The sequence below is a fragment of the Nonomuraea sp. GTA35 genome, assembly GCF_041950525.1.
GTDB lineage: Bacteria > Actinomycetota > Actinomycetes > Streptosporangiales > Streptosporangiaceae > Nonomuraea.
This window is the reverse complement of sequence record NZ_JBGNUV010000005.1, coordinates 504992-526148: the sequence shown is the minus strand read 5'-3', so window position 1 is coordinate 526148 and position 21157 is coordinate 504992. Positions and strand designations below refer to the sequence as shown.

The following is a 21157-nucleotide window of genomic DNA, read 5'->3' as shown; positions in this document are numbered from 1 at the left end:
GGAGGTTCACGGCAGGGCCATGTCGGCGCGGCGCAGGGCGGCCGCCAGGGTGCGGATCGTGGCTGGCTCGTCCATCACGCCACCCCCGGCCGAGCGCCGCTCCTCCCAGGCCAGCACCCGCTCCCGGTAGGAGTCGTAGCGGGCCAGGTGGAAGGCGTAGACGGTGGCGAACCGGCTCACCAGGTGGGACGGGTGCATGTCCCATCCCTGGTAGAAGCCGTGCCGCAGCGAGTGGCGGACCAGCTCGGCGTGCCGCCGCCACAGCCCGTGCACGTCCCCCGCGCGGTCGGAGGCGGGCGAGGCGGCCAGCGAGCCGTCCGACAGCTCCACCCCCGTCCCCGCGAACGCCGTCTGCATGACGTGCCGCGCGTGGTCGCAGGCCGGATGGTCGAGCCGCTGCTCGTGCGGCGGCAGCCCCAGCGCGGCCGTGTAGTCGAAGACCCCGAAGTGCGCCGCCGCCAGCCGCCCGCCCAGCGACTCGTTCAGCTCGCCGCGCAGGAACGGCAGCGTCTGCGGCGCCTCCACCTGCATCTCGAACCGCAGCCGCACCCCGAGCTCCGCCTCCAGCTCCGCCAGCACGCCCGCGAACTGCCCGAGGTAGGCCTCCATCAGCACCTTGGGAAAGGTCACCGTGAACCCGCCCGGCAGCTCACCGGCCCGCTCCACCACCCCGGTCACGAAGCCGCGCAGCGTGCGCACCGACCGATCGGGATCCCCGTCGGCGAACGACTTCACCCGGGGACCCCACCGCCGGGGCAGCGCTCCGGCCGCGTGCATCGCGGCGACCGCCTCGACGGCCTGCCTCACGTGGCCGTCCTCGACGGGGCCGGGCCGCACGCCGTACCCGTCCTCGAAGTCGACGCGCAGGTCCTCGACCGGCTCGGTGGACAGCTTGCGCAGTAACATCTCGTGCACGACGGCGGCGAGCCCGGAGGGCACGCCGAAGACCTCGGCCACCTCGTCGGGGCCCGCCAGGTGAGCCTTGAGCAGTGACAGAGCCCGCTCGCCCCACTCGGCGACGGTGCGGGGCGAGAAGCGGTCGGCCGGCACGTACACGGTGTGGACGGGCTGCCAGCCGGGGCGCGCCTCGGTGTAGCGGGCCTGCTGCTGCCGGTACGTCCCGGCGAAACCCTCAGGGACGGCAGGCACGGAGCATGGCCTCCAGCCCGACGAGCTTGACGCGTTCGCCACGGTTGAGCGACTGGGCGAGCTCCGCCTCGGCCGCCTCGATGGCCAGCCACTCCGCGTACGTGACCGGCCGCACCCCGCGCCCGGCCAGCAGCAGGTCGATGCCGCCCGAGCCCACGCGAGCGCCGCCCTCGAGGTCGGCCAGCAGCGTGCGGACGGTCTCCGCCGCGTCGGACTTGTTGGTGCCGATCACCCCGGTGGGCCCGCGTTTGAGCCAGCCTGCCACGTATTCGCGATCGCGCACCCGCCCGGCCTCGTTCGGCACGGTCATGGTCCGGTCCGAGAACGGCACCCCGGGCAGCGGGACGCTCTGGTAGCCGACCGAGCGCAGCACCATGCCGACCGGCAGGGTCTCGTACTCGCCGGTGCCGACCACGCGCCCCTCCTCCGACAGCCGGGTGCGCTCGAGCCTGAGCCCCTCCACCCGCTCCGTGCCGAGGATCTCGACGGGCCGCAGCCAGAAGCGCACGTCGAGGCGGCGCGGGCGGCCCACCGGCTCGCGGTCCGCCCACCCCTGCAGGACCTTGATGTTGCCCTGCACCTGGCGCGGGAAGTCGCCGCCCAGGACGACGGCCTCGTCCGGGCGCACGCACACGTCGGCGTTGGCCAGCTCGCCCAGCTCGCGCAGCTCCTTCAGGGTGAACTTGGCGTGCTCGGGCCCGCGCCGCCCGACCATGTGGATGGCCTTCACCTCGCTCTCGCCGAGCCGGTGCAGCACCTCGTGCGGCACGTCGGTGGCGCGCAGCTCCTCGGCGGTCTTGGCCAGGACGCGGACGACGTCCACGGCGACGTTCCCGACCCCGATCACGGCGACCTCGGAGGTGTCGAGCGTGAACCGGCCGGGGTCGACGTCGGGGTGCCCGCAGTACCAGTTCACGAAGTCGGTCGCGGCCACGCTGCCCGGCAGGTCCTCGCCCGGGATGCCGAGCTTCCTGTCGACCATCGCGCCCGTGCAGTAGACCACCGCGTCGTAGACGCCCAGCAGGTCCTCGACCGACACGTCGGAGCCGAGCGTGACGCCGCCGAGGAAGCGCACCTGGGGCAGCTCCAGCACCTTGCGCAGGTAGTTCGCGATGGACTTGATCGAGGTGTGGTCGGGCGCCACGCCGTACCGGACCAGCCCGTACGGGGTCGGCAACCGCTCGATCACATCGACCCCGACCGGCTCGGCCGACTGCTTGACCAGTGCCTCGGCCGTGTAGATCCCGGCAGGGCCCGACCCGATGACCGCCACGTGCAACGTCACGCCGCCTCCCTACGCCGGTCCACGTGCGACACGTCCCACTGGACGCGACCGGCCAGTGTGATCGATGTATCCCCGGTCGCCGGTGCGGATGAACCCGTCCCTGGCGAATACCGCATGATCGGTGCTCCTGCCAACGTAACCGCTCATGACGGCTTCTGAGCGGAGGCGCGTGCCTCCACGCTACTCCGCTACGCCGGGCGATGGCGCAGGGCCACCTTGTCCACCTTGCCGTTGGCGTTGGTCGGCAGGGCGTCCACCACGACGATCCGCTTGGGCACCTTGTAGCCGGACATGTTGGCGCGCGCCCACGCGGCCAGGGCCTCGGGATCGGCCGCCATCCCCGGGCGGGGCACGACGTAGGCCAGCCCCGACTCCCCGGAGACCGGATCGGGCACGCCCACGACCGCGGCCTGCGCCAGCGAGCCCTCCCGCAGCAGCAGCGACTCGACCTCGGCGGGGGAGACGTTGAACCCGTTGACGATGTACAGGTCCTTCTTGCGGTCCACGATGGCCAGGTTGCCCGCCTCGTCCAGCACGCCGACGTCGCCGGTGTGCAGCCAGCCGTCCGCGTCGATCACCTCGGCCGTCCGTGCGGGCTCGCCCCAGTAGCCGCGCATCACGCCGTAGCCGCGCTGCAGGATCTCGCCGCGCTCGCCGGCCGCGACCGGCTCGCCGTCGTCGTCCACCACCTTCACCTCGATGCCGGGCACGGGCCTGCCGGTGGTGTTCGCGATCACGTCGATGGGGTCGCCCGCCCTGGTCATGGAGACGACCGTGCCCTCCATGAGCCCGTACGCGTTGATCATGCGCTCCAGGCCGACCCGCTCGACCAGCCGCGTGATCAGGCCGGCCGGCACGGCGGCGGCCCCGCAGATGGCCACCCGCAGCGACGACACGTCCCAGGCCCCGCGGTCGAGCTCGTCCAGCAGCCGGTGGAACAGCGTGGGCGGCCCGGCCAGCACCGTTACCCGCTCCTCGGCGATCAGCGACATCAGCGCGTCCGGCGTGAAGACCGCGACCGGGATCATCGTGGCCCGGCGCAGCACGCAGGCGACGAGCCCGGCGTTGAGCCCGAACCCGTGGCTGAACGGCGCGATCACCGGATAGCGGTCGTGCTCGTCCAGCGTGACGATCTCCGACCAGTCCCAGTAGCCGCGCAGCACCTGGGAGTGGTCGATCATCACGCCCTTGGGCGTGCCGGTGGTGCCGGAGGTGGACATGATCTCGCACAGGTCGCCGGGCCGTACGGCGAGCGCCCGCTCCTCGGCCTCCCGCACGGGCACCTCCGCGGCGGCGGGCACCCCGGGCACGGCGTGCCGCAGGCCGGGCAGCGGCGGCAGCAGCCCGGCCAGGGAGCTTTCGGCGATCAGCACCTGCGCGCCCGTCTTCTCGATGAGCTGGGCGGCCTCGATGCCCTTGCACCGGGGCGACAGCGGCACGATCGCCGCCCCCGCGTCCCAGATCCCGAACGCGTGGGTCACCCAGCGGGCCGAGTTCACCCCCCACATCGCCACCCGGTCACCCGGCCGCACGCCGAGCGCGACGAGCCCGCGCGCGACCCCGGACGCCGCCTCGCGCAGCCCGGCCAGCGTCAGCCGCGGGCCCGCGGGATCGGCCACGACGAGCTCGTCGGGATGGCGTTCGGCCTGGTCACGAAGCATGCGGGGGAGCGTCCCCCAGTCCGGCATCGATCCCATCGGCTGCCCCTTCAGGTGATGAGCGCTCTGTCCCTTCCGAGGTGGTGGCCGCGCAGGTCGTTCACGGTGCAGGGCGCGGGGGTCTCGGAGACCTCCTGGACGATCTCCACGGTCACCGACACGGGCGTCAGCGCCCGGACGGCCTGCTCGATCCGCCCCTTCCACATGGGGTTGCCGATCAGGCTCTGCCTGGCGAACGTGACCTTGAGCGCCGCCGTGTCCAGCGTCCCCTGCCGGCTGACCGCCAGCTCCCACCCCGCCACGCCGTCGATCCGCGACAGCGCCCTCTCGATCCGCGGCAGCGCCAGCCACACGCCCCTGACCAGCACGTGCTCGCCCACCGTGTGGGCGGGCGCGGGGATGTCCCCGCCTCCCGCGGTCCTGGCGACCAGGCCGGTCCTGAGCACGGCGTCGCCGAGCGCCGAGTGCGCGGACGGGGTGACGACCAGCTCGGCCGGTCCGTCCGCCGTGGCGGGGACGTCCTTGTCCAGCGCCGCCAGCCCCAGCACACCGTCCGCGAGCGGCCGGAGCGGATCGTGCTCGGCCGCTCGCCAGGCCAGCGCGCCACCGCTGAACGGGCTGGCCAGCACCTCCGTGACCGTGGCCCCGAACTCGCCGGCCAGGTGCCCGAGCGTGCGCTTGGAGGCGATCTCGCCGGTCAGCACGATGGTCCTGAGCCCGAGGTCCAGCGGGTCCAGCAGGAACTCCAGGTGCAGGCGGGCCAAAAGGTCCATCGCGCCCGTGGGGGTCGCGACCAGCGTGGTGGCCTTCAGCGCGCTCAGCGCGTGGTGCAGGCGCATCCGGCCGCGCGGGCCCACGCAGGCCGCCGCCTGCGCCACGTCCGCCGCCGCCGACGCCCACAGCGCGCCGGCCGGCTCCGCCAGGGCCACCACGACGCGGTCGTGCTCGCCGACCCCCGACTCCCGCAGCGCCGCCCCCGTCAGCCCCGCCGCGGCCGTACGGTCCTCGGGGGTCAGCGGGAAGACGCTGGACACGTCGGGGGAGACCAGCAGCAGCCCGGTGGCGGAGCCCGCCGCGGCCCCCAGGTCGTCCCGGGTCAGCCAGCGCGCCATCAACGCATCACGTCCTTCATGAACAGGGAGATCGACTCGCACACCCGCTCGTGCGCCAGGCCGCCCACCTGCGCCTGGATGATCAGGTCCGTCGCGCCCGCCTCGGCGATCCTGGCCAGGGCCTTGCGCGAGCCCTCCACGTCGTCCACGACGACCATCAGGTGCTCGCGGAGCGTGGCCATGGCCTCCTCGGGCGGCAGCCCGGCGGCGAGCTGCCCGAGCACGCGGTGGGTGGCGTGGCGGGCGTCGTAGTAGTCGGGCGGGGTGACGAGGTTGACCTGGCGGCGGATGTACCACAGAACCGGATCGGCGGCCGTGACGTTGGCCTCGTCGCGGGTGGGGGCGACGTACCAGGGGATCATCAGCGCGACGCGCCGGGTGGCGGGGTCGAAGCCATGCTCGCTCAGACATTCCCGATATCTCGCGATGTCGGCGGCGACGTCGTCGATGCCCTTGAGCATGGTCATGCCGAGCAGGTTGTACCCGTGCCTGGCGGCGGCCAGATAGCCCTCCAGGGAGGTCGAGGCCACCCAGACCGGAGGGTGCGGCCGCTGGGCCGGGCGCGGGTAGACGGCCACGTCGGGGATCTCGAAGAACTCGTTCGACCGGCTGACCGGCTCTCCGTCGGCCTGCCAGATGGCCAGCGTGGCCTCCAGCGAGTCCTCCCAGATCTGCCGCGACTTCTCGAACGGCCGCTGGAACGCCTGGTACTCCAGCGGCGACGCGCCCCGCCCCGTGCCGAACTCGACCCGGCCGCCGCTCAGGATGTCGAGCGTGGCGACGCGTTCCGCCGTACGGATCGGGGACTGGAACGGCAGCAGCACCACCCCGAGCCCCAGGCGGATGCGTTCGGTGCGCTGCGAGATGGCGGCCAGGACCAGGTCGGGTGCTGAGGAATGGGAGAAGCCCCTGGTGAAGTGGTGCTCCACGAACCAGGCGGCCTCGCAGCCCAGCCGGTCGCCCAGGACGACCTGGTCGATCACGTTCTGGAACGCCTGCTGCTCGACCTCGCGGGTGCGACCGCGGACCTCCAGCTCATACCCCAGGCTGATCCGTAGGGACGACGTCATCGCGCCTCCGGCGTAATAGGAAACCAAGCGCTCGCTTGGTAGAGCGTATCAGCGGCAAAGACTTGCGGGAAGGGCGCGGCGGCGATCAGAGTGGATGCCTGTGAAGCGAAAGCACGCGTTGCGGCGGCCGAAGAGCGGCGCGTCTCCGGACCAAGGCGGCGAACTCTCGCTCACCAGCGCCCGCCGGTACGAGGCGTTCGGCCGGGTGATGGCCGCGCTGGCCTCCGAGGCCGACTTCATCGAGTCGTGCCGCGACCTGACGTGGTGGCGCGGGTCCGACCACAGCTGGCACGTCGAGTGGCGCGACGGGCCGTACGCGTCGGAGGTGGCCACCCTGCTGGCCGAGCAGGTCCGCGACCCCGACTACGACGGCTCCCTCGTCACCCAGGCCGGTCCGGGCGACGGCGGCTCGGCGGTGCTCGACGTGATGGGCGTGCGCTTCGAGCTGCGCGCGATCGACCCGATCGGGCGGGCCACCGTCCGTGCCCGTCCGGGCTTCTGGCGCCTGGCCGAAGCCCTCGACACCACCCGCCGCACCAACACCCGCCACCCCTGGGAAGAACTCCTCGGCGGCTGACCCGCACCCCGCCCTCCCCGGGAAGCGTGCGGATCTCAGCCCGTGCCGAGGACGTGCGTGGCGAGCCGGGCGCGATGGGCTTGCGGCGGCCCGAAGAGCTGCGCGTCCGAGGTGGCCCGCTTGAAGTACCGGTGCGCGGGATGCTCCCACGTGATCCCGATCCCCCCGTGCACCTGGATGTTCTCCCCGGCCGCCGCCAGATACGCCTCCGTGCAGTACGACCCCGCGACCGCCGCCGCCACCGCGTCCTCCGCCGCCGCCCCCGCCGCGGACCTGGCCGACTCCACGAGCAGCAGCAGATCCGCCAGCTTGTGCTTGATCGCCTGGAACGCCCCGATCGGCCGCCCGAACTGGTGCCGCCGCTTGGCGTGCTCCACCGCCATCTCCAGGCACCGCTGCGCCCCGCCCGCCTGCTCGGCCGCCAGCGCGGCGATCCCGAGGTCCCGCACGCGTGCCCACCCCGCCCCGTCGCCCAGCCGCCGCACCGGGACGCCGTCGAAGTCGAGCCGCTGCAACGGCCGGCTCTCGTCCATCGTCACGTGCCTCACCCGCCGCGAGGGCACGGCCTCCACCAGCGCGCCGCCGGCGTAGACCAGCACCAGCTCCCCCTCCAGCGCGTACGGCGCCACCCCCGTGAGCCGCTCCCCGTCGAGGCGCAGCTCCCCGTCACCCGGCAGCACCACGGTCGCGCTCACCCCGCCCGCCAGAGCCTCCAGCAGCTCGTCCGCCCCGCAGGCCGTGGCCGCCTCGACCGCCATGACCGCCGACTGGAGGAAGGGGTGGGGTGACAGGACCCGCCCCAGCTCCTCCGCCACGGCCGCCATCTCGGCGGGCCCGCATCCCGCGCCGCCGTGCTTGCCGGGCACGAGCAGCCCGGCGATCCCCACGTCCCGCGCGAACGCCTGCCACGACGCGCCGGGACGCCCGGCCAGATAGTCGCGGACGGTGGCGCGAAGCTCATCGGCGAGTGACACGCGACCGATCATAACCAAGCGATTGCTTGTTTTAGTATGGACATGACCGAAATTTGCCTTTTTTGTAGGGTCACATAATCTGGATGTGGTCATCCCCAGACCATTCCGGGGGAGGGGTTGACCAGGGAAATGGACATGAACAACATCACCATCGACTACGCCGACTTCGCCGAATACGACCGGCGTCAGCGCGCCATCGAACGCCATTTGGTGGCGGCCTTCCTGGGTGGACTGGCCGTCGGCCTGATCGGCATGCTCATTTCCGGAAACGGCCCCGGCTGGCTCGGCCAGATCTACGACCCGTACGCCTATCTCGCCCTCTCGCTGACCGTCGGCGCCACCGCGTCGGGGTTCGGATGGGCGCTGGTGACGACGTTCCTGGCGGCGGTGTCCACGCTCGTCTCCGCGCTGGGCGCGAGCGCGCTGACCGGCGACGAGGCCTTCGACGTGATCGGCGGCAGTCCCGCCGGGCTCAACTGGACGCTCGCCCTGCTCGTGGGCCTGGGCCTGCTGGCGTACGCCACCCGCAGGCAGGACGGCTGGGGCGACGTGGCGGCGGGCGCGGTCGGCGCGGCGCTGATCGCCGACGTGGTGGACCGGGCGACCCCCGGGTTCATCGACAGCGAGCAGTCGTTCTGGCCGTGGCCCGCGATGGTGGTCGGCCTGGCGTCCGTGGCCCTGGTGCTGGCGCTGCGCAGGAGCGCGCGCGGGCGGGTGCGCGCGCTGGCGATGTCGGCGGTGTTCGCCGGCCTGTTCACGGTCTGCCTGGCCGCCTTCGTCGCGGGCTGGATCCCGCTGGCCGTCTGAGCCGCCGGAATAAGCCCGAGCGCGGTGCTCCTCCGACTCGATAGCCTGTAGACCTCTGTAGTCCTCTGCAGGCCTCCACATCCGGGTTCGAGCAAGGAGTAGCCGTGTTGCTGCGCATGTCGTCGTTGTTTCTTCGCACCCTGCGGGACGACCCGGCAGACGCGGAAGTGCCGAGCCACAAGCTCCTCGTCCGCGCCGGCTACGTCCGCCGGGTCGCGCCCGGCATCTACTCCTGGCTCCCCCTCGGCAAAATGGTCCTGGAGAACGTCGCAAAGATCGTCCGCGAGGAAATGAACCGCATGGGCGGCCAGGAAGTGCTCTTCCCCGCCCTGCTGCCCCGCGAATACTACGAGGCGACCGGCCGCTGGACGGAATACGGCGACACCCTCTTCCGGCTGCAGGACCGCAAGGGCGCCGACTACCTCCTCGGTCCCACGCACGAGGAGCTCTTCACCGACATGGTCAAGGGCGAATACTCCTCCTACAAGGACTATCCGGTCACCCTTTACCAAATCCAGACCAAATACCGCGACGAGGCGCGGCCCAGGGCCGGCATCCTGCGGGGCCGCGAGTTCCTGATGAAGGACTCCTACTCCTTCGACCTCGACGACGACGGCCTCAAGCGCTCCTACGAGCAGCACCGCGAGACCTACATCAGGACCTTCGACCGCCTCGGCATCAAGTACAAGATCGTGTTCGCGACGTCGGGCGCGATGGGCGGCTCCGCGTCGGAGGAGTTCCTGGCCCCCACGCCCACCGGCGAGGACACGTTCGTGGCCTGCCACTCCTGCGGTTACGCGGCCAACGCCGAGGCCGTCGTCACGCCCGCCCCCGCCGCGCGTCCGACCGGCGACCTGCCCGCGCTGCAGGTGCTCGACACCCCCGACACCCCGACCATCGAGTCGCTGGTGTCGTACGTCAACGAGCACCACGGCCTGTCCGTCACCGCCGCCGACACGCTCAAGAACGTCGTCGTCAAGGTGACCACGCCGGGCTCCGACAAGGTCGAGACCCTGATCGTCGGCGTGCCCGGCGACCGCGAGGTCGACTTCAAGCGCCTGGAGGCGTCGCTGGCGCCCGGCGAGCCCGCCATCTTCGAGGCCGCCGACTTCGCCAAGCACCCCGGCCTCGTCCGCGGCTACATCGGCCCGCAGATCCTGCGCGAGCTCGGCATCCGCTACCTCGTCGACCCCCGCGTCGTCGACGGCACGTCCTGGGTCACGGGCGCCAACGAGCCCGGCAAGCACGCCGCCAACGTGGTCGCGGGCCGCGACTTCACCCCCGACGGCACCATCGAGGCCGCCGAGGTGCGCGCCGGCGACCCCTGCCCCCGCTGCGGCGCCGAGCTGTCCATCGACCGCGGCATCGAGATCGGCCACATCTTCCAGCTCGGCCGCAAGTACGCCGACGCCGCCGGCCTCGACGCGCTCGGCCCCGACGGCAAGCCCATCCGCATCACCATGGGCTCCTACGGCATCGGCGTGTCCCGCGCGGTCGCGGTCATCGCCGAGCAGGCCCACGACAAGCTGGGGCTGGTGTGGCCGCGCGAGGTCGCGCCCGCCGACGTGCACATCGTCGGCACCGGCAAGGAGAACCAGGTGGAGGCCGCCCTGGAGCTGGGGGCCGAGCTGGAGTCGCGCGGCCTGCGGGTCCTGGTGGACGACCGGCCGCAGGTCTCGCCCGGCGTGAAGTTCAAGGACGCCGAGCTGCTCGGCCTGCCGACGATCGTGGTCGTCGGGCGCGGGCTGTCGCAGGGCGTCGTGGAGCTGCGCGACCGGGTCTCCGGCGAGAAGTCGGAGATCCCCCTCGCCGAGGCCGCCGACCGCGTCGTGGCCGCCGTCAACGCCTGAGAGCGGAGCCCTCCCTCCCAGGGCGGGCTCCTCCCCACCTCCGCCGACCGGGCCCCGGGCGGCGCCGTCCTGCCCCGGGCACCCGCCCGCACGCCCGGCCAGCCCGCCACAGGCCGGCCTCGACCCGTTCGGACGGCCCAGGCCCCGCCACGGGCCGCCCCGGTGCCCGTTCGGGCGACCCAGCGCGCCATGGGCATGCCCTGGTCGGTCCGGGCAGCCCAGCCCGTCACAGGCATGCCAGGGGCGGTTCGGGCGGCTCAGCCGCCACGGGCAGGCCCTGGTCCGTGTGGCCGGCGCAGCCCCGGGCACGGCGGTCCGGCCGCCGCAGGCCGGCCTTGCTCGCTGCCTTCCCCTCCGAGAAGGGCCCAGCCGGAGTACGGCGGCACGGTGACGCGCCGGACGGGCGTCAGCCGCCCGCCTGCCCCGCCGAGGGCGAGGCCGGCGAGGACGCCACGGCGGCGGGCATGCCGGGGAACGCCGCCGGCGGATCGGGCCGGAACGCGTACGACCGCTTCACGGCCTCCTGCATGGCCAGCGCCGCGTGCTCCCGCAGCTTCTGGTCCTGCGCAGACACCAGCTCCAGGTAGGCCGCCGCCACCCCGCTCTCCAGCTGCACCGCCAGCTTGACGGCCAGCGTCGCGTTGGAGGGGAAGAACGGCAGCGCGTACGACGCGTCGGGCTCGGCCGGCCGTCCGCCCCGCGCCGTGATGAGCGTGCGGAGCTGGTCACGGTGCGCCCGGTGCGCCTCGAAGGCCTCGCTCATCCGCCGCCGCACCGTCCCCGACGTGCGCGCCGCCAGCAGCCCGTACGCGAACAGCGCCGCGTGCTCGGCGGCCAGCGCCTTGCGCAGCTTCTCGATGTCGTCGGCGGAACTCACAAGCACCTCACAGGCACCCACAGGGACCTCATAGGGACCTCGGAAGGGCGATGGCGTGGGCGGCCTCGCACGCGCCGATGCTGGCGATGAGCTGGGCCACCCCGGGCGAGACGCCGTCGAGCTGGCGTGGCCGCTCGGCGGCGGCCTCGCGCTCGAGCTCGCGCAGCCGCGACAGCGACGCCTTGCCCGCCGAAGCCGTGGGCGACGAGCTGGACGACGGGCTGGGTGACGGCGGCGCCGAAGCGGCGGGAACGTGCTTGCGCAGCTCGTCCAGATGGGCCTGGTGGCGGTCGCGGAACGGCGCCAGCTTCTCGGCCCCGCCGGCGATCAGCGACGAGTAGAGCGCGATCGTGCGCTCCTTCTCCGCGATGAGACCCTTCAGCAGGACGGTCTCGGGCGAGTCGGAAGGGGGCGCGGCGGGCGGCTGCGGCGGCCCGGAGGCGGTGCAGGCGCTCAGCGCGGCCGTCCCGCTCGCCAGCAAGGCTCCCCCGCCCGCCAGAAAGGTCCGACGGGACAGCTGACGCGCGCGCACGGACTCGAACCTCCTGGTGTCACCGGCCTCGGTGGGGCCTCGGTAGCATCGTACGGCCAGTGCCCGGGATCGCCGTCCGGCGACGCTCCGCCATTCGACCGTGACGAGTGGCGCTCTTTCCGTGCCCCCATACGGATAGGGTGTCAACTGTCGTCGCTGGCTGAGCGGCCAGACGGCGGGAGAGCCAGAGGCGAGGTCCGCCCGGCTGAGACATGACAATAGGGGAGGTCGATATGGGCAGCGCATCACCCCGCGACCACCTGCTGAAGCTCCTGGAGCCCGTGGTCAGCGCGGAGGGCCTCGACCTGGAGGACATCACGGTCACCCAGGCGGGCAAGAGACGGCTGTTGCGCGTGATCGTCGATCGCGACGGCGGTGTGAGCCTCGACGACGTCGCCGATGTGAGCCAGGCCGTCTCCACGGCGCTGGACGACGACGACGCGATGGGCCAGGCCGCTTACACGCTGGAGGTGTCCTCGCCGGGCGTCGATCGCCCGCTCACCGAGCCGCGCCACTGGCGCCGTGCGGCCAAGCGGCTGGTGAAGGCGGAGCTGAAGGACGGATCCGTGGTGGAGGGCCGCGTCACGGCCGCCGATGAGAGCGGCGTCGACCTCGACGTCTCGGGCGCGCCGCGCAGGCTTGGTTACGAGGACCTCACCCGCGGAAGGGTGCAGGTGGAATTCCGCCGCTTCGACGACGTCGACGGCGACGAAGGCTAAGGGGGAGCCGTCGTGGACATCGACATGAGCGTCCTGCGCAGCCTGGAGCGGGAGAAGGACATCTCCTTCGACCTGGTCGTCAAGGCGATCGAAGACGCGCTGCTGATCGCGTACTTCCGCACCGACGGCGCGGCCTCCAAGGCGCGGGCGGAGCTCGACCGCGGTAGCGGTCACGTCACGATCTGGGCGGCCGAGCTCGACGAGGAGGGCGAGGTCGTCAGGGAGTACGACGACACGCCCAGCAACTTCAGCAGGATCGCCGCGACCACCGCCAAGCAGGTCATCCTGCAGCAGTTGCGCGACGCCGAGGACGAGATCAACTTCGGTGAGTTCGCCAGCCGCGAGGGCGAGCTGGTCTCCGGCGTGATCCAGCAGGGCAAGGACCCGCGCGTGGTGCTGGTCGACCTGGGCAAGATCGAGGCCGTGCTGCCCCACGCCGAGCAGGTGCCCGGCGAGGAGTACGTGCACGGCGAGCGCATCCGCGCCTACGTGGTGCAGGTGAAGAAGGGCCACAAGGGCCCCTCGGTCACCCTCTCGCGCACGCATCCCGGGCTGGTCAAGAAGCTCTTCGCGCTGGAGGTGCCGGAGATCGCCGACGGCACCGTGGAGATCGCGGCGGTGGCGCGCGAGGCGGGCCACCGGACGAAGATCGCCGTCAGGTCGCGTAAGCAGGGCGTGAACGCCAAGGGCGCGTGCATCGGGCCGATGGGCTCGCGCGTCCGCAACGTGATGACCGAGTTGCACGGCGAGAAGATCGACATCATCGACTGGTCGGAGGAGCCGGACGAGTTCGTGGGGAATGCCCTGTCGCCCGCGCGCGTTTCCCACGTCGAGGTTCTCGACCTCGAAGGTCGTGTCGCGCGGGTCACGGTGCCCGACTACCAGCTCTCGCTGGCCATCGGCAAAGAGGGACAGAACGCCCGGCTTGCCGCGCGACTCACGGGATGGCGGATCGACATCCGGCCTGACACCCAAGCCGAGGACGCCGCCGGTTCCGTAGATGCGTCAACACGGTAAGCTGGAATATGGTGGCCAAGCGGTCCCGCAGCGCACCTGTGTGGGCTGCAGGGCTCGCGAGGCTAAGTCCGAGCTGCTCCGTCTGGTGCGGGTCGAGGACCAAGTGGTCCCTGACCTGCGAGGACGGCTCCCGGGGCGAGGTGCATTGCTGCATCCGTCCCTGAGCTGTCTGGAGCTTGCCGAGCGGCGCCGAGCGTTCCCGCGCGCGTTCCGCGTGCCGGGGCCGCTTGACAGCTCGCCCGTGCGAGCGCACCTGGAGGGAGACCAAGAAATGTCATGTAGGACGCCGAGTTGATGGGCGGAGTCAGATTGCTATGAGCGCCTGATGAGCACGCGGCGATGAAGACGTCAAGGTAGCGACGGTCCGGACGGCACAGCCAGCCTCCCGGGCCGAGTAAGGGAGTGCAGTGGCGAAGGTCCGGGTATACGAGCTCGCTAAGGAGTTCGGCGTCGAGAGCAAGGTCGTCATGGCCAAGCTCCAAGAGATGGGGGAGTTCGTCCGTTCGGCGTCCTCCACCATCGAGGCGCCGGTGGTCCGCAGGCTCACCGAAGCGCTGGGGGCATCCAAGGGTGGCCCCTCCAGGGGCGGCGGTCAGCCGTCCAACAAGCCGCAGCCGCCGAGGGCTGCGCCCCGGCCGGCTGAAGGCCAGGCCGGTAACGGCGCCCAGGCGCCGGCTCCGGTTCCACCGCGTCCGGGCCCCAAGCCCGGTCCGCGTCCCGGCCCCGCGGGCGGCGGCCAGCCGCGCCCGCCGGTGCCGATGCCGCACCAGGCGCCGCAGCAGCCCGAGGCTGCGCGCGGTGAGACCTCTGGTGCCCCGCAGGCACGTTTCGAGAGCGGCGCGCCCGCTCGTCCGGCGGCCCCTGGCCCGCGTCCCGGCCCCGCCGGTGGCGGCCCGCGTCCGGGTCCCGGTCCCAAGCCCGGCCCTCGTCCCGGCCCCGCCGGTGGCGAGCGCGGTGGTGAGCGCGGCGACCGTGGTGACCGTGGTGACCGTGGCGAGCGCGGTGGTTCCACGCAGGCGCCGCGCCCCGGCGCGCCGGCCGGTGGCGGCCCGCGTCCCGGCCCCGGTCCGAGGCCGGGCCCGCGTGGCCCGCGTCCGGGCAACAACCCGTTCTCGTCCAACGCCAGCGGCATGGGCCAGTCCCGGCCGCCGCGTCCGGGCGGCAACCGCGGCGACGGCGGCGGTCCCGGCCAGCGCGAGCGTCGTGACGGTCCGCCGCGTGACGGCGGGATGCCGCGTCCGCCGCAGGCTCGTCCCGGTGGCGACAGGCCCACGCCAGGCCCGCGTCCCGGCCCGCCGCCCGGCGGCCCGCGTCCGGGTCCCGGCGCCGGTGGCGGTGCGGGCGGTCCCCGTCCGGGCGGCCCGCGTCCCAACCCGATGATGATGCCGCAGGGTCGCCCTGCCGGCCCCGGCGGCGGTGGCCGTCCGGGTGGCGGTGGCGGCGGCGGTCGTCCCGGCGGTGGCGGCGGTGGCCGTCCCGGTGGTGGTGGCGGCGGTGGTCGTCCCGGTGGTGGCGGCGGCGGTTTCGCCGGTCGCCCGGGTGGCGGCGGCACCGGCCAGCGCACCGGCACCGGTGGTCCCGGTGGCGGCGGCGGTGGCTTCGGCGGCCGTCCCGGTGGCGGCGGCCGTGGCCGCGGCGGCGGCACCGCGGGAGCCTTCGGGCGTCCCGGCGGCCGTCCCGCGCGTGGCCGCAAGTCGAAGCGTCAGAGGCGCCAGGAGTTCGACAACATGTCGGCGCCGGCGATCGGCGGTGTGCAGGTCGCTCGCGGCAACGGCGCGACGATCCGCCTGCCGCGCGGCGCGTCGCTGTCCGACTTCGCCGACCGCATCGGCGCGAACCCCGCCTCGCTCGTGCAGATCATGCTGCACCTGGGCGAGATGGTGACCGCGACGCAGTCGGTGAGCGAGGACACGCTGCAGATCCTCGGCCAGGAGCTCGACTACGACATCCAGGTCGTCAGCCCGGAGGAGGAGGACCGCGAGCTTCTCGAGGCCTTCGACATCGAGTTCGGCGAGAACGACGGCGACGAGGCCGACCTGGCCGCGCGTCCGCCGGTCGTGACCGTCATGGGTCACGTCGACCACGGTAAGACCAAGCTGCTCGACGCCATCCGCAAGACCAACGTGGTGGCGCGCGAGGCGGGTGGCATCACCCAGCACATCGGCGCTTACCAGGTCGCCGCCGAGCACGAGGGCGAAGACCGGAAGATCACCTTCATCGACACCCCGGGTCACGAGGCGTTCACCGCCATGCGTGCCCGAGGCGCCAAGTCCACCGACATCGCGGTGCTGGTGGTCGCGGCCGACGACGGTGTGAAGCCGCAGACGATCGAGGCGCTCAACCACGCCCAGGCGGCCGAGGTTCCGGTCGTGGTCGCGGTCAACAAGGTCGACAAGGAGGGCGCCGACCCGAACAAGGTCCGGGCCCAGCTCACCGAGTACGGCCTGGTGGCGGAGGAGTACGGCGGCTCGACGCTGTTCGTCGACATCTCGGCGAAGAACGGCACGGGCATCGACAACCTCCTCGAGGCCATCCTGCTGACCGCGGACGCCGAGCTCGACCTGCGCGCCAACCCGACGATGGACGCCCAGGGCATCGCGATCGAGGCGCACCTCGACCGCGGCCGCGGCCCCGTCGCGACCGTCCTGGTCCAGCGCGGCACGCTGCGCGTCGGCGACTCCATCGTGTGTGGCGAGGCCTTCGGCCGCGTCCGCGCGATGCTCGACGACAACGGCGAGCCGGTCGAGGAGGCCACGCCGTCGCGTCCGGTCCTGGTGATGGGTCTGACCGCGGTGCCGAGCGCCGGTGACAACTTCATCGTGGTCACCGACGACCGGATGGCCCGGCAGATCGCCCAGCAGCGCGCGGCGCGCAAGCGCAGCGCCGACATGGCGAAGTCGAGCCGTCGCCGCACCCTCGAGGAGCTGTTCAGCGACCTTGAGAAGGGTCGCGTCGACGAGCTCAAGCTCATCATCAAGGGTGACGTGTCCGGTTCGGTGGAGGCTCTGGAAGACGCCCTGCTCAAGATCGATGTCGGCGACGAGGTCAGGCTCCGTGTCCTGCACCGCGCGGTCGGCGCGATCACCGAGTACGACGTCAACCTGGCCGTCGCCGACGACAACGCGGTCATCATCGGCTTCAACGTCCGTCCCGAGCCCCGGGCACGCGACCTGGCCGAGCGCGAGGGCGTCGACATCCGCTACTACTCGGTCATCTACCAGGCGATCGAGGAGATCGAAGCGGCGCTCAAGGGCATGCTCAAGCCCGAGTTCGAAGAGGTCCAGATGGGCACCGCCGAAGTCCGCGAGGTCTTCAAGGTGCCGAAGATCGGCAACGTCGCCGGTTCGCTGGTCCGCTCCGGCCTGATCGTCCGCAACAGCAAGGCCAGGGTCATCCGCGACGGCGTCGTCATCGCGGACAACCTGACCGTCTCGTCCCTGCGTCGCTTCAAGGATGACGCGACCGAGGTCCGCGAGGGCTTCGAGTGCGGTATCGGTGTCGGCTACAACGACATCAGGATCGACGACGTCATCGAGACGTTCGAGATGCGGGAGAAGCCGCGCGTGTGACGCGCGGCCGGGCGCCCGGCGGGACATCCGCGGGGCGCCTCTCGCACGCCCTGGCCTGGTTTCCACCGCAGCAGGCCGGTCGTGCTCTGACACCAGGTCAAGCGGTGGTTGCCAACGATGTATGTGGGTGCTCTGACCCTGGACATCCTGCTCGGCGACGTCAGATCGCTGAAGCAGAAGCGCTCTGTCGTACGGCCGCTGATCGCCGAGCTGCAGCGCCGTTATCCCAGCATCGCGGTGGCTGAGACCGGCCATCTCGATCTGCATCGCAGAGCGGAGGTCGGTGTGGCGGTGGTCTCCGCCTCCTCGGGTAACTGCAAGGAGGTGCTGGACGCCTGCGAGCGCATGGTGGCCTTCCGCCCCGAGATCGAGCTGCTGTCGGCCCGGCAGCGGCTCTACAACGACGAAGATTGAACGACTGCACGGCCACGCCGGTCGTGGATGAGGGGGGCAAACATGGTGGATGCCGCACGAGCGCGTAAGCTCGCCGACCGCATCCAGCAGATCGTCGCCGAGATGCTGGAGCGCCGGATCAAGGATCCGCGCCTGGGCTTCGTCACCGTGACCGACACGCGCGTCACCGCTGACCTGCGCGACGCCACGGTGTTCTACACGGTGTTCGGCTCCGAAGCCGAGCGGGCCGACAGCGCCGCCGCCCTCGAAAGCGCCAAGGGGATCATCCGCTCCGAGGTGGGCCGCCAGACCGGGGTGCGGTTCGCCCCGACGCTGACGTTCAAGCACGATCCGCTGCCCGACAACGCGCGCCACCTGGACGACCTGATCAACGCCGCCAGGGCACGCGACGCCGAGGTGGCGCGGCAGGCGCAGACCGCCTCGTACGCCGGCGAGGCCGATCCCTACCGCAAGCCCGAAGAGGAGGAAGACTCCGAGGTCGTCAGGGACGATCAGGCGTGACGCCCGACGTACGCGACAGGACGGACCGCCCGGCGAGCCTGGAGCGGCTTCCTGCGGAGGGCTGCCCGATCCCCGAGGCCTCGTGGGATCGGGCGTTGCGGCTGATCGGCCGGCACGACGAGATCGCGCTGGCCTGCCACGTGAACCCCGACGGCGACGCGCTCGGGTCGATGCTGGCCGTGGCGTTCGTGCTGCGCTCGTTGGGCAAGCGCGTCGTGGCCTCGTTCGGCGACCGGCATTTCGCGGTGCCGAGACTGCTGAGGTTCCTGCCCGGGCAGGAGATGCTGGTGCCGCCGGAGGAGTATCCGCCCGCGCCCGAGCTGATGATCGTGTTCGACTGCTCGACGTTCGAGCGGGTGGGGCTGCTGGGCGCCAACGCCGCCTCGGCGCGCGAGGTCATCGTGGTGGACCACCACCCGTCGAACACGGGGTTCGGCACGCTCGACCTGATCGACGCCAAGGCGGCGGCCACGGCCATGCTGGCCGAGCAGCTCGTCCACCGGCTCGGCGGGCGGCTCGACCGCGACATCGCCACCTGCCTGTACGCGGGGCTGGTGACCGACACCGGCTCGTTCCGGTACTCCTCGACCACGCCTGCCGTGCACCAGATGGCGGCCAGGCTCGTGGCGACCGGGCTGCGTACCGACGAGATCGCCCGCGAGCTGTGGGACCGCTCGCCGTTCGGCTACCTCAAGGTGCTGGCGCACGCGCTGGAGCGGGTGACGCTGGAGGGCGAGCTGGTGTGGACGTACGTGTCGCGGGTGGACCGGGCCGCGTACGGGCTGCCGTACTCCGAGCTCGAAGGCATCATCGACATCGTGCGCCGCGCCGACGAGGCCGAGGTGGCGGTCGTGCTCAAGGAGGACGACCACGGCGACTGGCAGGTCTCGACCAGGTCGAAGGGCACCGTGGACGTGGCGGCCGTGTGCGCGGCGCTGGGCGGCGGCGGCCATCACAACGCGGCCGGCTACACCTCGTACGAGACCGTGGAGGAGACCATGGCGAAGTTCCGGCGCGAGCTGCGGAGGGTTTCCTAGATGGCCGAGAGCGGTCTGATCATCGTCGACAAGCCCGGCGAGTGGACCTCCCACGACGTGGTGGCCAAGATGCGGCGCATCGCGGGCACCCGCCGGGTGGGGCACGCGGGCACGCTCGACCCGATGGCGACGGGCGTGCTGGTGGTCGGCGTGGAGAAGGCGACCAGGCTGCTGGGGCACCTGACGCTGACCGAGAAGGTGTACGAGACCACGATTCGGCTCGGCGTGAGCACCAACACCGACGACGCCGAGGGCGAGGTCGTCGCCACCGCCTCGGCGGCCGGCGTCACCGCGGCCGAGGTCCACAAGGGCGTCGCGGCGCTGACCGGGGAGATCATGCAGGTCCCGCCGCAGGTCAGCGCGATCAAGGTGAACGGTGAACGGGCCTACAAGAAGGCCCGCGCCGGCGAGGAGGTCGCGCTGGTGGCCAGGCCGGTCACGGTGCGGCAGTTCGACGTGCTCGGCATCCGGGCCGGCGGCGACGTCGTGGACGTGGACGCGGTCGTGACCTGCTCCAGCGGCACCTACATCCGGTCGCTGGCCCGTGACCTGGGCGCCGCGCTCGGGGTCGGCGGCCACCTGACGAGCCTCCGGCGCACCCGGGTGGGGCCGTACGACCTGTCGCTGGCCAGGAGCATCGAGCAGCTCGCCGAGGAGTGCGTGATCCTGCCGATCGGGCAGGCCGTCGCCGCCGCGTTCCCGCGCAGGGACGTCACGGCCGAGGAGGCCCGCGTCATCGGGCACGGCGGGCGGCTGCCGTCCGCGGGGCTCGGCACGGGGCCGATCGGGGTGTTCGGGCCGGAGGGTGAGCTGCTGGCGCTGGTGGAGGAGCAGGGCCGGGTGGCCAAGCCCATCGCCGTCTTCGTCGGCTAGCCGCATCCGGCCCTGTAACCGGGCCTGTATCCGGGCCTGTATCCGGCCGCGGCCAGCCGGCCGGCTCGGCGCGGCGGGAGCGCTAGCGGGGCTTCCTGGCCACGATGATGTCGCGGACGATCGCCTGGTCCACCCAGTGCTCGAAGTCGGGGTAGTCCATCACCTGGAGGCCGGCGTCCGTGAGGATCCTGGCCAGCTCCGTGCTCTTGCCGCCGTAGGTGTTCCAGGCGATGCCCATGGCGCCACCCGGGCGCAGCAGCTCGGCCCAGCCGGGCACGGCCTCGGCCAGCAGCTCCAGTGGGCTGCGGGACAGGCCGGCGCCGCCCTTGCTGCCGTGCTGGACGCCGTAGGGGGCGTCGGTGGCCAGGACGTCGAACGAGCGCGGCTTGAAGAACTCGCGGCTCCTGAGCGTGTCGGCGTTCACCACGGTCAGGTGCTGCACGTCGCCGGCCTTGACGGCCTCCTTCGACAGGCCGAACGTGACGTTGAGCCGCCGCCCGATCAGGGCCCGCTCGCGGCGCACCGGCACGGTCTCGGCGGTGTGCTTGAGCCGCTTGTTGCGCAGCCAGGTCTTGATGAAGCCGGTGTAGGCCTCGAAGTCCTTGCCGTCCACGTCCATGCCGTAGGCGTCGTAGCCGTACATGAGGGCCTGGTTGAGGGTGGTGCCGCGGCCGCACATCGGGTCGAACACCTGCAGCCCGTCGCCCAGCCCCTTGTCGCCCGCCAGCGCGGTGACGTTGAGCAGGAGCTTGGTGAAGTGCTCGTTGGTCTTGCCCGCGTACTTCTGGATCGTGATCAGGTCGCTGCTCAGCCTGTCGCGCGAGCGCATGCCGAGGGGCCTGAACAGGTCGCCTTCGAGGCCGAACACCGCGTAGACGGAGGACAGGTTCGACAGCAGGTGAACGTCGGGCTCGCTCAGCGGGCTCGCCGTCTCGAACGTCACGTACGGAACGCCGCCGATGCGCGTCTCCTCGCTGCCCAGGATCTCGCCGTCGAGGGCCCGCGCGCTGAAGACGGCCAGCTCATGGCGGGTCAGCCGGATGGAGCTCTCACCGTAGACCCGGTTGAAGGCAGGCAGGATCAGAAGCGCGTAACGAGGCATGATGCCCGATGATAGTCCCCTCGATTGGAGGGAA

General features: G+C 72.1%; 20 protein-coding genes. 11 read left to right on the top strand and 9 right to left on the bottom strand.

Annotated features, from left to right (window positions below; genetic code table 11):
• Positions 1-6: 6 nt before the first annotated feature.
• From ACBJ32_RS25640 to ACBJ32_RS25620, 5 genes are all read right to left on the bottom strand, one after another.
• Positions 7-1149: an aldolase gene (locus tag ACBJ32_RS25640; RefSeq protein ID WP_375128844.1), complete on the bottom strand. Its 1143-nt coding sequence runs from the start codon at positions 1147-1149 to the stop codon at positions 7-9.
• The gene (locus ACBJ32_RS25635; protein ID WP_375128843.1) at positions 1133-2434 is read right to left on the bottom strand and encodes an FAD-dependent oxidoreductase; all 1302 of its coding nucleotides are present in this window, start codon (positions 2432-2434) and stop codon (positions 1133-1135) included. The genes ACBJ32_RS25640 and ACBJ32_RS25635 overlap by 17 nt, the downstream gene beginning before the upstream one ends.
• A 188-nt stretch (positions 2435-2622) precedes the next feature.
• The gene (locus ACBJ32_RS25630; protein ID WP_375128842.1) at positions 2623-4131 is read right to left on the bottom strand and encodes an AMP-binding protein; all 1509 of its coding nucleotides are present in this window, start codon (positions 4129-4131) and stop codon (positions 2623-2625) included.
• 11 nt (positions 4132-4142) lie between these two features.
• A complete protein-coding gene (locus ACBJ32_RS25625) occupies positions 4143-5204 on the bottom strand; it encodes a hypothetical protein (protein ID WP_375128841.1) in 1062 nt (353 codons plus the stop codon).
• Entirely contained in the window at positions 5204-6274 is a 1071-nt protein-coding gene (locus tag ACBJ32_RS25620) for an LLM class flavin-dependent oxidoreductase (RefSeq protein WP_375128840.1), read from the bottom strand. Before ACBJ32_RS25620 ends, ACBJ32_RS25625 begins: the two co-directional genes overlap by 1 nt.
• 94 nt (positions 6275-6368) lie before the next feature.
• On the opposite strand from ACBJ32_RS25620, the gene ACBJ32_RS25615 reads away from it, so the two are divergent.
• A complete protein-coding gene (locus ACBJ32_RS25615; RefSeq protein ID WP_375128839.1) occupies positions 6369-6851 on the top strand; it encodes a hypothetical protein in 483 nt (160 codons plus the stop codon).
• Between the two features lie 35 nt (positions 6852-6886).
• Here the strand turns inward: ACBJ32_RS25615 and ACBJ32_RS25610 are convergent, their stop codons facing one another.
• Complete coding sequence (locus ACBJ32_RS25610; protein ID WP_375128838.1) at positions 6887-7825, bottom strand: acyl-CoA dehydrogenase family protein; 939 nt, start codon at positions 7823-7825, stop codon at positions 6887-6889.
• 135 nt (positions 7826-7960) lie between these two features.
• Here ACBJ32_RS25610 and ACBJ32_RS25605 point away from each other — a divergent pair, with 135 nt between their 5' ends.
• The gene (locus ACBJ32_RS25605; RefSeq protein WP_357870167.1) at positions 7961-8632 is read left to right on the top strand and encodes a hypothetical protein; all 672 of its coding nucleotides are present in this window, start codon (positions 7961-7963) and stop codon (positions 8630-8632) included.
• A gap of 104 nt (positions 8633-8736) precedes the next feature.
• On the top strand, positions 8737-10482 hold the full coding sequence (locus ACBJ32_RS25600) for a proline--tRNA ligase (RefSeq protein ID WP_375128837.1): 1746 nt from the start codon (positions 8737-8739) through the stop codon (positions 10480-10482).
• 406 nt (positions 10483-10888) lie between these two features.
• Here the strand turns inward: ACBJ32_RS25600 and ACBJ32_RS25595 are convergent, their stop codons facing one another.
• Positions 10889-11365, bottom strand: coding sequence for a ferritin-like domain-containing protein (locus tag ACBJ32_RS25595; RefSeq protein WP_375128836.1), 477 nt, complete (start codon positions 11363-11365; stop codon positions 10889-10891).
• A gap of 22 nt (positions 11366-11387) precedes the next feature.
• A complete protein-coding gene (locus ACBJ32_RS25590; RefSeq protein WP_375128835.1) occupies positions 11388-11891 on the bottom strand; it encodes a hypothetical protein in 504 nt (167 codons plus the stop codon).
• A 233-nt stretch (positions 11892-12124) separates the two neighbouring features.
• Between ACBJ32_RS25590 and rimP the strand changes: the two genes are divergently transcribed.
• From rimP to truB, 8 genes are all read left to right on the top strand, one after another.
• Positions 12125-12610, top strand: a complete 486-nt coding sequence (gene rimP / locus ACBJ32_RS25585) for a ribosome maturation factor RimP (protein ID WP_375128834.1) — start codon at positions 12125-12127, stop codon at positions 12608-12610.
• Positions 12611-12622: 12 nt separating this feature from the next.
• Positions 12623-13627: a transcription termination factor NusA gene (nusA, locus tag ACBJ32_RS25580; protein WP_357870180.1), complete on the top strand. Its 1005-nt coding sequence runs from the start codon at positions 12623-12625 to the stop codon at positions 13625-13627.
• Positions 13611-13922, top strand: coding sequence for a YlxR family protein (locus ACBJ32_RS25575; protein WP_375128833.1), 312 nt, complete (start codon positions 13611-13613; stop codon positions 13920-13922). Before nusA ends, ACBJ32_RS25575 begins: the two co-directional genes overlap by 17 nt.
• A 112-nt stretch (positions 13923-14034) precedes the next feature.
• Complete coding sequence (gene infB / locus ACBJ32_RS25570; RefSeq protein WP_375128832.1) at positions 14035-17196, top strand: translation initiation factor IF-2; 3162 nt, start codon at positions 14035-14037, stop codon at positions 17194-17196.
• A 117-nt stretch (positions 17197-17313) separates the two neighbouring features.
• The gene (locus tag ACBJ32_RS25565; RefSeq protein WP_357870189.1) at positions 17314-17610 is read left to right on the top strand and encodes a DUF503 domain-containing protein; all 297 of its coding nucleotides are present in this window, start codon (positions 17314-17316) and stop codon (positions 17608-17610) included.
• 42 nt (positions 17611-17652) lie between these two features.
• Complete coding sequence (gene rbfA, locus ACBJ32_RS25560; RefSeq protein ID WP_357870192.1) at positions 17653-18111, top strand: 30S ribosome-binding factor RbfA; 459 nt, start codon at positions 17653-17655, stop codon at positions 18109-18111.
• Positions 18108-19148 (top strand): bifunctional oligoribonuclease/PAP phosphatase NrnA, encoded by a 1041-nt coding sequence (locus ACBJ32_RS25555; protein ID WP_375128831.1) that lies wholly within the window; start codon positions 18108-18110, stop codon positions 19146-19148. The genes rbfA and ACBJ32_RS25555 overlap by 4 nt, the downstream gene beginning before the upstream one ends.
• On the top strand, positions 19149-20021 hold the full coding sequence (gene truB, locus ACBJ32_RS25550) for a tRNA pseudouridine(55) synthase TruB (RefSeq protein ID WP_375128830.1): 873 nt from the start codon (positions 19149-19151) through the stop codon (positions 20019-20021). It abuts the gene before it with no gap.
• An 82-nt stretch (positions 20022-20103) separates the two neighbouring features.
• Here truB and ACBJ32_RS25545 read toward each other — a convergent pair whose 3' ends face one another.
• Positions 20104-21123, bottom strand: coding sequence for a TRM11 family SAM-dependent methyltransferase (locus tag ACBJ32_RS25545; protein WP_375128829.1), 1020 nt, complete (start codon positions 21121-21123; stop codon positions 20104-20106).
• Between the last annotated feature and the right edge of the window lie 34 nt (positions 21124-21157).